This window comes from Salinicoccus sediminis (assembly GCF_000986795.1).
In the GTDB taxonomy this organism is placed as follows: domain Bacteria; phylum Bacillota; class Bacilli; order Staphylococcales; family Salinicoccaceae; genus Salinicoccus; species Salinicoccus sediminis.
Window position 1 is genome coordinate 393,900 of sequence record NZ_LAYZ01000001.1, and the last position, 12,897, is coordinate 406,796.

General features: G+C 45.4%; 14 protein-coding genes. 5 read left to right on the forward strand and 9 right to left on the reverse strand.

The window, feature by feature from the left end; genetic code table 11:
• Positions 1–2 precede the first annotated feature (2 nt).
• From WN59_RS02065 to brnQ, 3 genes are all read left to right on the forward strand, one after another.
• The gene (locus WN59_RS02065) at positions 3–794 is read left to right on the forward strand and encodes an AAA family ATPase (RefSeq protein WP_046511781.1); all 792 of its coding nucleotides are present in this window, start codon (positions 3–5) and stop codon (positions 792–794) included.
• 5 nt (positions 795–799) lie between these two features.
• Complete coding sequence (locus WN59_RS02070; protein ID WP_046511784.1) at positions 800–2,545, forward strand: vWA domain-containing protein; 1,746 nt, start codon at positions 800–802, stop codon at positions 2,543–2,545.
• Positions 2,546–2,652: 107 nt separating this feature from the next.
• On the forward strand, positions 2,653–3,966 hold the full coding sequence (brnQ, locus tag WN59_RS02075) for a branched-chain amino acid transport system II carrier protein (protein WP_046511787.1): 1,314 nt from the start codon (positions 2,653–2,655) through the stop codon (positions 3,964–3,966).
• A gap of 44 nt (positions 3,967–4,010) precedes the next feature.
• Here the strand turns inward: brnQ and WN59_RS02080 are convergent, their stop codons facing one another.
• Genes WN59_RS02080 through WN59_RS02090 form a run of 3 tightly spaced genes read right to left on the reverse strand, consistent with a single transcriptional unit; the run spans position 4,011 to position 6,223 of the window.
• A complete protein-coding gene (locus tag WN59_RS02080; protein ID WP_046511791.1) occupies positions 4,011–5,216 on the reverse strand; it encodes a toxic anion resistance protein in 1,206 nt (401 codons plus the stop codon).
• Positions 5,200–5,928 (reverse strand): 5-bromo-4-chloroindolyl phosphate hydrolysis family protein, encoded by a 729-nt coding sequence (locus tag WN59_RS02085; protein WP_046511795.1) that lies wholly within the window; start codon positions 5,926–5,928, stop codon positions 5,200–5,202. The genes WN59_RS02080 and WN59_RS02085 overlap by 17 nt, the downstream gene beginning before the upstream one ends.
• A 25-nt stretch (positions 5,929–5,953) precedes the next feature.
• Positions 5,954–6,223 (reverse strand): acylphosphatase, encoded by a 270-nt coding sequence (locus tag WN59_RS02090; protein WP_046511799.1) that lies wholly within the window; start codon positions 6,221–6,223, stop codon positions 5,954–5,956.
• 103 nt (positions 6,224–6,326) lie between these two features.
• On the opposite strand from WN59_RS02090, the gene WN59_RS02095 reads away from it, so the two are divergent.
• Both WN59_RS02095 and cspA read left to right on the forward strand, forming a co-directional pair.
• Positions 6,327–6,620, forward strand: a complete 294-nt coding sequence (locus tag WN59_RS02095) for a DUF1033 family protein (protein WP_046511804.1) — start codon at positions 6,327–6,329, stop codon at positions 6,618–6,620.
• A 174-nt stretch (positions 6,621–6,794) separates the two neighbouring features.
• A complete protein-coding gene (cspA, locus tag WN59_RS02100) occupies positions 6,795–6,995 on the forward strand; it encodes a cold shock protein CspA (protein WP_017548994.1) in 201 nt (66 codons plus the stop codon).
• A gap of 86 nt (positions 6,996–7,081) precedes the next feature.
• Here cspA and lysA read toward each other — a convergent pair whose 3' ends face one another.
• The 6 genes from lysA to dapA are packed head-to-tail and all read right to left on the reverse strand — an operon-like array spanning position 7,082 to position 12,896.
• Complete coding sequence (gene lysA, locus WN59_RS02105; protein WP_046511808.1) at positions 7,082–8,344, reverse strand: diaminopimelate decarboxylase; 1,263 nt, start codon at positions 8,342–8,344, stop codon at positions 7,082–7,084.
• Complete coding sequence (locus tag WN59_RS02110) at positions 8,322–9,410, reverse strand: alanine racemase (RefSeq protein ID WP_046511812.1); 1,089 nt, start codon at positions 9,408–9,410, stop codon at positions 8,322–8,324. The genes lysA and WN59_RS02110 overlap by 23 nt, the downstream gene beginning before the upstream one ends.
• A gap of 14 nt (positions 9,411–9,424) precedes the next feature.
• Positions 9,425–10,561 carry a M20 metallopeptidase family protein gene (locus tag WN59_RS02115; protein ID WP_046511817.1) on the reverse strand — a complete coding sequence of 379 codons (1,137 nt, stop codon included), beginning with the start codon at positions 10,559–10,561 and terminating at the stop codon, positions 9,425–9,427.
• Positions 10,554–11,270: a 2,3,4,5-tetrahydropyridine-2,6-dicarboxylate N-acetyltransferase gene (dapD, locus tag WN59_RS02120; protein ID WP_046511821.1), complete on the reverse strand. Its 717-nt coding sequence runs from the start codon at positions 11,268–11,270 to the stop codon at positions 10,554–10,556. Before dapD ends, WN59_RS02115 begins: the two co-directional genes overlap by 8 nt.
• A gap of 4 nt (positions 11,271–11,274) precedes the next feature.
• The gene (dapB, locus tag WN59_RS02125; RefSeq protein WP_046511825.1) at positions 11,275–12,006 is read right to left on the reverse strand and encodes a 4-hydroxy-tetrahydrodipicolinate reductase; all 732 of its coding nucleotides are present in this window, start codon (positions 12,004–12,006) and stop codon (positions 11,275–11,277) included.
• On the reverse strand, positions 12,003–12,896 hold the full coding sequence (gene dapA / locus WN59_RS02130; protein ID WP_046511829.1) for a 4-hydroxy-tetrahydrodipicolinate synthase: 894 nt from the start codon (positions 12,894–12,896) through the stop codon (positions 12,003–12,005). Before dapA ends, dapB begins: the two co-directional genes overlap by 4 nt.
• Position 12,897 lies beyond the last annotated feature (1 nt).

The window sequence follows — 12,897 nt, forward strand, 5'->3', positions numbered from 1 at the left end:
TCATGTGTGCTGAATTCCTACACAACGATGAACATATAAAGCAGGATGCCGAAAGCATTTTGAAACTCGGAAAAAACCTTCTGTTGAAAGGCCCGACAGGTTCCGGTAAAACGCGGCTGGCTGAGGATCTGGCAGACGAACTGGGCAGGGAAATGTACAGCATCAACTGTTCGGTGGATGTTGATATCGAGGCACTTCTCGGCTTTAAAACGATCGAATATACAGATAACAGGCAGGAAATCGTATTCATCGACGGACCGGTCATACGCGCCATGAATGCCGGAGCGATCCTCTACATCGATGAAATAAACATGGCGAAACCCGAAGTCCTCCCTATATTGAATGCAGCCCTTGATTACAGAAGGACGCTCACTAACCCATTGACCGGTGAAACGCTGACTGCGCACAAGGATTTCAGGGCGATTGCTGCCATCAACGTCGGTTACGTCGGCACCATGCCGATGAACGAAGCGCTTCTTAACAGATTCAATGTCATTGAAATCGGCTATGTATCCAAGGAATCCCTCAAAACCGTCCTTATGGACCAGAGTATACAGAAGGATGAGAAAATCATTGATACGCTGACCGATTTCCATCAGGATCTGGTGACAATGACGGAACAGGGCCAGATATCAAGGGAACCTTCGAGCGTGAGAAGCCTTCTGGATATGGCAGATCTGAGCACCCTGATGCCGCTTTCCCGTGCCTGCTACCGGTCCATCATCGATAAGCTCGACAGTGAGCAGGAAAAGAAAGCGATACTGAATGCAGCCGAACTTCATTTTGGAATGTGATCAATATGAGCTATTCATTTATAAAATTCAATGATGAAATCATCGACTCCAAAGTCATGATGGAACTCACAGATTTGACACGTCTATTATTCAAAGATAAGGACGTGTCTGTTTCTGTACGTAAACACAGCTATTACAACCCATACGTCAATACTGTATATGTCAGTACATTCTGGAAGCATAGATATGACATTACGGAGCTCGAGGGCTTCCGCCATGATATACTGACAAGATTTCCATCTGCTTCTTTGTTCGATTATGAAGCGTTTGAAACTGCAAAGGACCGGGACATACTATTCCAGCAGATTTTCCTGACATTGGAGCATTACCGGAACAGGATAGAGTCCATCAGACAGCGGCCATTTATAAAACAAATGATTGCATCAGGTGATGCCATTCTGCTGGAGGAATACAGAAAACAGTCCACCAATGATGCTGAATCATTGCTGAAGACATTGAACACGGCTGTACTGGAATATGAAAATCATTTCAAAGCCGGCGATGAATCTCTTAGCATCATCAGTAGAAGTACAACGGACAGCATAGCAATTACAGAACAAATAATCAGTGCAGCTGCGCCCCGCGACAGACTGTCAGGCTATCATCAGATCCATGATATGCCGTTCAATGACATCAGTGCCTATAATCATACGACGCCCTTCAGGAAAGACCGTGCGGAACTGCAGAGTGAAAATGACGAAAATGATATCAGTCACGATACCGGCAGGGTGGATACAAAAACCGACCGTGATGCGGAAGATGCAGCTATGCTGGGTGAAACAGGAGATAATACAGCCAGGAAGAGCAGGCATAATGTAGAGAATGATTACGATGACGATGTAGAGGACTACCATGAAGGTTTCGGCCGTAACAGGGGAGATAACCGCATGCGTGACACGGGGGCCGCTAACATACATGCAGAACTCCTGATCAGAAAGCCGAAGATCAAAATGACCAATTATGGAAACTACAGGAAAATATATGATTTTTATAATGACCTGGCACAGAAGGTGATAGGTGACATTACAAAAATACTGAATTTCAAGATGAATGAGTTCCAATCCAACAGGAGCACAGGAAAGCTGATGAAAAATCCGACTGGTGCAATTGTAAGTGGCAGCCACAAGATATTCACCAAGAAGATTTCAGAATCGAAAGAGGTTGATGCAGCGTTTTCCATCATACTTGACCAGTCCTATTCGATGACCGACCATATGGAAGAGTGCATAAATGGTATCATCATCATAAACAACATCCTGAAGAGCCTCGGCATTCCCCAGAGAATCGTATCACATCATGAAGATTCATTTGAAATCATGTCCGATCACTATCCGAATTATCTGTATGAGCATCTGAATTTTGACAGATCCAGATACTACTATCCGGTATCACTTCTGGATATTGAAGCATCAGGGGATAACAGGGACGGCTTCATCTTCCGCCATGAAACCGAGATACTCAACAGGCGGATGGAAAAAGATAAATTCATGATTATATTTTCAGACGGTCTGCCGAGCGCGGAGCAGTATAACCAGAGTGGTATAATCGATACTCATGAAGCCGTCAATGAAGCCAGGAAAAATGGCATCAACGTCATCAATATCTTCATCGATGTTGCTAATGAGGAAAACACCCGGGATGCAATCAAGAATATTTACGGACAGAATACGGTAATCGTGGAAAATCCCGAAGAAATCGGATATATACTTCCGAATATTATCGAACGGGTCATTAAATCGCTGGTCATTTAGATTTACACCATTTAATATATCTGATAATTTAAAATTTTATAGACTTTAAAAGTCTTATAAGGTAAACTAATGTTTATCTATTATTTCACATATTAGGAGGTCACAAGATGAGTACTAAAAATAGTTTCATCGTCGGTTTCATGCTTTTCGCCATGTTCTTTGGTGCGGGCAATCTTATCTTTCCACCGGGACTCGGTTTTGTAAGCGGAGACTATTTTTGGCTGGCAATAGCTGGATTTGTCCTTACGGGTGTAGGACTGCCTCTTATCGGTGTTATTGCCGGCTCAATATCAAAAGACGGGTATGTCGAATCATTAAAAGTGGTACATCCCGTTTTTGCAATTATTTTCATGGTCGCCATATACTTAACAATCGGCCCATTCTTTGCCATTCCAAGAACGGCAACAACCAGCTATGAAATGGCTGTACTGCCATTCATGGAGAATGCGGGAGCATTAAGTCTTTTTATATTCAGTGTCATTTTCTTCATTGTTGTATTTGCACTCAGTTACAGGGCGGACTCCCTGACCAACAGTATTGGAAAAATACTGACGCCATTCCTGTTGATTACTATTGTCGCGCTGATCATACGCGCGATTACTTTGTATTTCGGAATGGATTCTGCACCGCTTGGAGAAGGATTCAACACGGATTCTCCATTCTCAGTCGGCTTTACGGAAGGGTATCTGACCATGGACGCCATCGCTGCCATCGCGTTCTCCATGGTCGTGCTGAATTCCATCAGGGATCTGGGGGTTAACAACCGCAAAGATCTGCTGATCGGTACTGTAAAATCGGCATCTATCGCAGCCGTACTCCTGGGTACCATCTACATCTCCCTTGGGTGGATCGGCAATAAAGTCAACCTCACACCGGAAGAAATCGGAGACCAGAATTCAGGTACTTTCATCCTCACTTTCGTTTCTGACCTGGCTTACGGCCAGTTCGGCATGATCCTGCTGGCTGCCATAGTGCTGCTTGCCTGTCTGACGACAGCGACAGGACTTATTGTTTCAGTAAGTGAGTATTTCCATAAGATCCTGCCGAAAATTTCCTATGAAGTTTTCGTAGTAATCTTTACGCTGATTTCTTTCATCCTTGCAAATCAGGGTCTGGAACAGGTTATCCAGACGAGTGTACCGGTGCTTTCAATCCTTTATCCGATTGCGATTACTTCGGTCCTACTGCTGTTTGTGACTTACTTCATTACATCTCCGAGACTCAGTTTCCAAGTGCCTGTGGTACTGGTGATCGCAGTAAGTATACTCAGTGTAGTGCATCGCAATGCCTGGCTCGAGATGCCTTGGCTTGAAAACCTTCCATTCTTCGCAAGTTCATTCGAATGGATTCCGTTCATGATCATCGGCTATATTGCCGGATATCTCATCGGTCTTAAAAAAGAGAAAATCAAATATACCTGATAAAAAAAGCAGTCCGGAAAATTTTCCGGACTGCTTTTTTTATATCAGTAACGATGTTCCTCTTTGAGCTGGAGCAGGCGCGATTTGAGATCGTCCTCCATCTGTACTAGTTCCCTTTCCGCAGCATTGCGTTTTTGGGAACCTTCCTGCTGTATCCTCAGTGTCTCTTCGATTGTCGTCACAAGGTTCTCCTGTGTCGTTTTAAGTGTTTCAATATCCACAATACCACGCTCATTTTCCTCTGCAGTACGGAGCGAATTCTGTTTGAGCATCTCAGAGTTTTTAGTAAGCAGTTCATTTGTGGTGTTTGTCACTGCACGCTGCGCCTGTGAAGCAGATTCCTGTCGCAGCAACGTAAGTGCTATGGCCATCTGATTCTTCCACAGTGGAATACTTGTCAGAATGGAACTCTGTATCTTCTCAGCCAGCGTCTGGTTGATATTCTGGATCATGCGTATTTGGGGGGCGGACTGAAGTGTAATCTGCCTGGACAGCTTCAGATCATGGACCCGTTTTTCCAGGCGGTTGATATACTGCATCATATCATTGACATCCTGTACATCCATCTGATTGTTTGATGCATCCGCCTTCTTTTTAAGATCGGGGAGGACTTCGTTATTCAATTCTTCTTTTTTCATTTCCGCCGCTGCGATATAGATATTGATCGCATCGAAATAATCTTTGTTCTGGTCATAAAGCTTATCCAGCAGATGAACATCCTTCGTCAGCACTTCCTTGGCATGCTCAAGCTGGATGCTGATGCGGTCCACCTGGGAGGCTACACTCTGGTGTTTGGAGATGACTTCGTTCACAGACTTCTTTACACGCCTGAACAGACGCGTGAAAATATTCTTTTTTTCACTGGATAATTCATCTGGATCTATTTCTTTAAGTTTCTTCATCAGATCTTCCAGTGTATCACCGATGGGACCCACGTCTTTGGACTGTACTTCATTCAACATCTGATGTGAAAATTTGGAAAGTGCCTGCTGTGCATTGGAGCCGTACTGGATGAGCGCATCATTGTTAAGCGGCTCGATTTTCTCTTTGATTTCATTGATTTTTTTCAGGTCTTCCTCATCGAAACGTTCTTGGTAGGTTGTGAGCGATTCTGCTGTCTGGCGGGGAGAGGCTTCTATGTCCCTTTCAGGCTGAAGCTTCAATTTTCTTTCAGACTGATCCACGTCACGCTCCATTGGGGCAAAAGGATCACTTAAAAGCTCTTCTTTCAACTTATTTTCTTCCTTCATTTTTTTCACCTCTGTCAGCTTTTACTGGTTCTTTCTCTTTTTTGTCCATGTTCACTTTCTGTTTTTCCAGTTCATTATCCAGCCGCAGCGGCCCTTCTGAACGCTTGCGGTTCAATTTGATGACTTCCTTTTCCACATCCAATGAGTGATAGGTACTTCTGTTCATTGCTGAAAGGTTGGACTGGAGTGTACGCTTCAGCTCGAGAAGCGAGATTCTGGTTTCATGCAGCTTCACTTTCTCTTCTTTGGATTTTCCGGGCATTTTATAAAGATAGAGATACTGTTCGATAGTATTTACCGCCGAATCGAGGTTTGAATGGAAAAACTGCTGGACGCCAAAAAACAGCTTCGGGTTGTCTTCGACGGAAGTGTATATTGTCCTGACAATCCTGTTGATATCATAGATGAGCTTTGCATCTTTCAATGTTCTTACATTTTTATAATTCTTTCTGAGTCTTCTTATTTTCTCCTTTGCTTCACCAAGCTTGGTTTTGACATATTTATATTCACTTTTTGTTATGCCCATTTCCCTCAAGTGCGACTTCATGCTGTATGATTGGGACGGAAAATATGCTGCAAAAAATCCACCCGCTGCGATCAACATATCGTAGACAAGATGGATATCGAATGCAATCATTGAAGCCAGGCCGGCAACGATGGCAACCGGTATTGAAACCATTGAAGCAAACCAGTGGGATATATTATATTTCATGTCGATATTACACCTTCAGTCAGTACTATTTTGTTGAAAACTTTTTATAGCTGTCATCAAGGTCCAGTTGCTTGACAGAGTAATCATTCACGCTCGAAGAAGGGGAGGCACCTTCGACAACTCTTCGCGTAAACGTATCCAGTGCTTCGGCACTGCCGGTTGCCAGTATTTCGACGTAGTCCTGAACGTTTTCGGCATATCCTGTAATCCCAAGCTCATCTGCTATCATCTTTGTTGAAAATCTGAAACCGACACCTTGTACGTGACCAATTACAATAATCATCCTGGTTTCCATATTTTGCACCTCTTTATATTACATTATAAGTTTTTTAGCTTGATAATGCTAATTATACGCGTATATAATACATATATTATCAAAGGCGAATGGAGTTTTTAAAATGTTTCATATCGTTATACTTAAAGCCGATTATGAAGGCTGGTGGCTTTTTGACGACTGGCAGCAGAACATTGTGGAAACATACACATTCGATGCCGAAAATGAAATGAGACAGGAATACGGGAAATTGCTCGATGAGATGAAAAGCGCCTATCACAGTTTCAGGACAGGGAAATATGACATGCACGCTTTCTTCAATGGATGCGAACTTGAATACTGTGAAGATTGCGGAGAGGACATACAGATCTACTATACACCGATCATGATGAAAGATGATGCGGTATATACATTTTAAAATTTAAAAACAATGGGGAAATCCTTCAAAGATTGGTTTGCAATATTCTGATTCATGGCGTATAATTGATAGTGCAATAGGCATTATTATACAGCTGAGGCGTATTAAGACTTAATACATTTGTCTTCTCTGAGTAATTTGCATATTGAATATCGTCTTTGGAGGATTTAATTAATGAAACAAGGTACAGTAAAATGGTTCAACGCAGAAAAAGGTTTCGGCTTCATCGAAATTGAAGGCGAAAACGACGTATTCGTTCACTTCTCAGCTATCAACCAAGAGGGCTACAAATCCCTCGAGGAAGGTCAATCAGTTGAATTTGAAGTAGTTGAAGGCGACCGCGGCCCACAAGCTGCAAACGTTGTTAAACTATAATATAAATCATTTAAATGTAAATTGATTTGTATCATCAAAACCTCCCGGACATTTTGTCCGGGAGGTTTTCTTTTAATTAATCGAATTTATAATACGTCGTTCTCTATAAGCTGCCCAAGCGTCTGTCTCCGGATGACCGGCCGTGTTTCCTGATCATCCACAAATACGACTGCGGGCTTTGCCATCTGGTTATAGTTGGATGCCATGGAATAATGATAGGCACCCGTAGTTTTCACCGCCAGCAGGTCTCCCCGTTTCAAATCGGCGGGTACGGCCAGATGTTTACCTATGATGTCGCCGGATTCACACAGCTTGCCGACTACATTCGCTTCGGTGTCACCACCCTCTGTTCTGTTTACAGGGATTACTTCATATTGTGCATCGTACAGCGGCGTCCTGAGGTGATCACTCATCCCGCCGTCAATGGATACATATTTGGTGATACCCGGTATCTCTTTGATTACACCGACTTCATAAACAGTCGTGCCGGCTTCGGCTATGATGGACCTTCCAGGCTCTATCATCACATGGGGCAGGGGATAACCATACTTTTCTGCCAATCTTTTCAGTTTACCGGTAATGCTTCTGAATCCCGATTCAATCGGAAAGCGTCTGTCGTCTTCAACGTACTTTACACCGTAGCCTCCGCCCATATTCAGCACTTCTATATCCAATGATGAATCCGAAAGCCACGAGTAGACAGCCTCCAGTGCATTGAGGAAGGGAGATTCGGTGGAAAGCTGGCTTCCCAGGTGATAATGGATACCCCTGAAGTTCAGATGGCGGCTTTCTTTGATGGCATCTACTGCTTCGAGAGCTGAACCATTATGTATTGAAAGTCCGAATTTACTGTCTTCCTGGCCGGTCTGGATGAATTCATGTGTGTCCACATCCACTCCGGGATTGATCCGCAGCAGCACATCGATCTTTCCAGTTGCAATGCTGTCAATCAATGCAACTTCATCGAGGGCGTCCACTACAATAAGGCCAATCCCTGAAGCAAGGGCATATTCCACTTCCTGTGCTGTCTTATTATTCCCGTGGAAATGGATATCCCGGGCGTTGAATCCCGCTTTGAGTGCTGTATAGAGTTCGCCCTGGGAGACTACGTCAAGTTTCATCTTTTCCTCGGCAAGGAGTTTTACCATCTGGACAGACGTAAATGCTTTGGACGCATACGAAATGGAATAGTCAAGACCAGCCTCCTCAAGCACCCGGTGATATTTCCTGCACTGGCTTCTGATCATATTCTCATCGTATACGAAAAGAGGAGTGCCGTATTCGCGTGCGATGCCTGTTAAACCATTCCCGTTTACAGACAGTTCATTATTGATGTATTCCAGTGTCATTTAAAATCACCTTTTCCAAAGAATGATAATTCAATGCGCCCAGTTGTTCGGAGTTGGCCCCGACACCTTTAGCCGTGAATTCATCGATTCTCATTTCATTGCTGTATAATACCACTTCATCACTTAGAGAGACTGCACCGTCGATTTCTACAATCATATGACTCATCATCAGGGATTTTATCGGATATCTTCTGCCGCCTATCATGCAGTCGAATGCCGCACGCTTCCTTAACAGGCCGTCACCGTAGCCGATATCGACGACAGCGATCCTCCTGTCTCCGTCCGGTTCATATGACCCGCCGTAGCCGCATTTCTGATCCGATCTGATATTTCTTATCTGTACAATTTCCGCCTTCAGTTCAAGACTTTGGATAAAATCCGTTTCAGGGAGACTGTAGTAGGGGCGAGAGCCGTAAAGACTGATGCCGAGCCTCAGATGGGTATGCCCATCCAAAATACCGTCGCGGGCAAAGCTTGCGCTGTTCTGGGAGTGTACAATATCAAAGTTATATCCTGATCTGCCCAACGTTTCCAGAAGGCCAAGCCACATGCCACGCTCAATTTCATATTCATCCATTTCCAGTTCATCGGCATACCCAAAATGTGTCCATATCCCTTTGATATGCATCTGCTCAGCCGGTTCAAGGGTTTTCTGATGTTCCATCACTTCCACCATGCCAGGTGCATCTTCGAACCCGGACCGGTTGAAAAGTCCTGCAAACTCCAGGTGCACATTGATGCCGGCGAGTGCTTCATGGTGTTCATAATAATATTCCAGAGAGGGCAGTGTGATATGAAGTTCATATTCACGCACCGCTTCGAGATCCCTGACCGGATTCATCATGAATATCAAAGCCCTTGGTACGTATGAACGGATATGCCTGGCTTCGTCCAGAGAAGTGGTGGCGAAGGAACGGATACCCGCTTCCCAAAAAGCCCTGACAGCAAATTCCAATCCGTAGTTATATGCATTGTTCTTTACAACAGCGATAACATCCCTGCCGCCGGCGGAATGTTTTGCTGTTTCAATGAATTGTTCTCTGTCGATTGTGAGTATTCCACCCATCTGAAGCACTTCCTTTACAGATTGTTTAATATGGATTCGTAGTAGTCCGCCACATCCACGAGCACTTTTTCATCAAAGTTGAATGTAGATGTATGCAGACTCCCTGTATATCCTTTATCTTCGTTCCTGCTTCCGAAAAACACAAAATAGGAGGGGGCGAGTTTATTATAGAAACTGAAATCCTCCCCGAAAAGATAGGGCTTGTCCTTATCGACAGCTTCCATCTTCAAATTCCCCAAAGCTTCGTCCACCGTACTTCTGAGTGATGCGTCATTCATCACCGGCGGATAGCCTTCATTGAATGTCACGTTTACTTCTGCACCAAAAAGAGTTCCCGCCGTTTCAGCCAGCAGCTGCAGCCGGTCTTTTATCACTTTAAGATCTTCAGGTACATAAGTTCTGATTGTACCTTCGAGATAGCCCCGGCTTGCAACCGTGTTTATCGCTTCCCCCGCAGTCATATTACCTATATGGACGATGTTCCTGTTGAGTCCGTCCAGATGGAAATGCTGCAGCTGTGAAATCTGGGTCGACAGGTGCATCAGCACTTCTACGGCCGATATACCCTGATGCTTTGAAGCGACATGGCTGGATTCACCGGCTATATGGAAACGGTATTCAGTGGCGCTTGCTGTGATGGATCCGTCCCTGAGCATGACTTTCCCCTCATCTTCATCCGGCATAAGGTGGATGCCAAAAACGGCTTCCACTTCCCCCCTGGGCGTCCAGGATCTGAGCAGCTGATCCGCCCCGGCAGCCGTTTCTTCGGACGGCTGGAATATGAAGACAACATTATGGGGGAGGGCCCCTCTTTCCTTTAAAATCCTGCACCTCTTCACAAAGAGCATCAGGGCTGTGGTATGGCCGTCATGGCCGCATGCATGCATACTGTTGTCAGTCCTGCTCCTGAATTCCACATCATTCTCTTCATGGATGGGCAGTGCATCAATGTCCGCCCTGAAGGCGAATGTACGGTCTGAATTCCCGTCCATATATGCAACGACCCCTGTCTCCAGGGGGCGTTCATATGGAATATTCAATTCATCGAGGAATCTGATGATATGTGCCGTTGTCTGAACTTCTTCCATGCTTGTTTCCGGAATCTGATGCAGCAGCCTCCGGTGGGTGACTGCAAAATCAAGATCAGTCATTTAATTTCCTCAATGCTGAGACGATTTCACGTTTCGAACTGTCAACATCCTGGGACTGCTTGATCACTTTGGCCGGTGTACCTGCAACTACCGCGCCGGCAGGTACATCATCAGTGACAATTGCGCCCGCAGCAACGATGGCACCTGCACCGACTCTGACACCTTCCAGAATTACTGCATTTGCACCAATCAGAACATCGTCTTCGATGACTACAGGGGAGGCACTCGGCGGTTCAATGACGCCTGCAAGGACGGCACCTGCACCGACATGTACATTCTTGCCGGTGACTGCACGTCCACCGAGGGATGCATTCATATCGACCATTGTACCTTCTCCGACGATTGCGCCGATGTTTATCGTTGCACCCATCATGACGACCGCACCGTCTTCGACCACAGCATTTTCACGGATGAAAGCCCCGGGCTCGACACGTGCATTTGTCGCTGAGAGATCTTTCAATGGAATTGCTGAATTCCTTCTGTCCATTTCTATTTCCACATCTTCAATGATATCTTCATTAGTATCCTGGAAAACTTTCCAGTCTGCATAATCTCCGAAAACTGTTTTGGAATTTTCACTGCCGAACACTTTCAGTGTATCAGGGAAGGTGACACCTTCAAAATTACCATTTACATAGACCTTCACCGGTGTCACCTTGTGCGCATCGCTGATATACTGGATGATTTCCTCTGCTGTAAAGTTTTCCATTGTACTATCTCTCCTCGAATAAATTATTGTAGTCATAAAATCCATCTGAATGCTTTATCAGTTCATTTGCCGCTTTCAGGGCGCCATTTGAAAATATTTCTTTTGACTGCGCCTGATGCCTGATTTCAATCACTTCATCATCTTTTGCAAAAATAACATCATGAGTGCCGACAATCGAACCGCCCCGGATTGCACTGACACCTATCTCTTCAGGTTTTCTCTTTTCGTGGACACTGGACCTGTCATAGACAGGATAGCTGCCATCACGATGGTCCATTGCAGTATCCAGAAGTTTCACCAGTGTGCCACTCGGTGCATCCACTTTCCTGTTGTGATGGCGTTCTACCATTTCAAGATCGAATTCATCCAGCATCGACAGGGCTTTTTTCAGCACCTCGTTCATGACATGGACACCGTAGCTCATATTGGCACTGAAGAATACCGGTGTATCGGTGCTTTTTTTCTTCAGGCTGTCGATGATCTTTTCTTTCTCACCGGTCGTGGCGATGACGAGCGGTGTTTTCACTTCATCTTCAAGCAGGGGCAGTATGAGATCCGGATGTGAAAAATCAATTGCCACATCGGCATCCGCGGCGTCAATCGATTCGAACGCAGCATAGGGTACATCCCGTTCTTTGTCCCTTAAAATGACACCGGTAATTTCATGGCCCTCCTCTTCGGCAAGTCTCGCTGTAATCCTGTTCATTGTGCCGTAGCCTATGAGAAGAATCTTCATACGAGCGTTCCCTCCCTGAACTGTCTGAGCGTTTCGATGACTTCATCCAGTGCATCGTTCTCGAGTGGGATGAGAGGCAGTCTCAGTTCGTTGTTCCCGTATCCGAGCTCTGCAGTCATGGCCTTGACCGGAATTGGGTTTACATCAACCTGTACTGCACTGATCATCGGCATTACGCGGTTGAATCTGTCCTGTGCCGACGCATCGCCATTCTGAATCCGTTCATAGACATCCTGCAGTTCGCCGGGGATGATGTTGCCAACCACTGAGATGAGTCCTTTGCCGCCCAGTTTCACGAAATCATGCATATTATCGTCATTGCCGCTGTAGAGCACAAAATCCTGATTTTCTGTAAGCGCCAGGACCTCCCTGGTATATTCAAGGTCTCCCACCGCATCTTTCAGGGCGACGATGTTCCTGTGAGCGCTCAGCTCACGCACTGTTTCCGGCTCAATTGTCATGCCGGTTCTTCCCGGTACATTGTACAGTACAGCCGGCAGCTCTGTATTATCAGCAATCGCCGTGAAGTGGCGTACCAGCCCCCGCTGGTTGCTTTTGTTGTAGTAGGGGGTGATGAGCATGATTGCGTCCGCACCGATTTTTTCAGCGTATTTCGTCAGTTCGATGGAAGCGCTCGTCGAATTCGTGCCGGTTCCGGCGATGACAGGGACACGGCCGTCTACAGTCTCTACACCGACACGGAGCAGTTCCCGGATTTCCTCCGCCCGTAAAGTGGGGGATTCTCCGGTCGTGCCGTTGATGATGAGTGCCTGCGCATCATTTTCAATCAAATACTCAATATGATTCCTGAATGCCCCGTAGTCGATTACGTCATTTCGGAACGGCGTAGTCATTGCAACTCCAATACCTTCGAAAATTACAGTATTCATA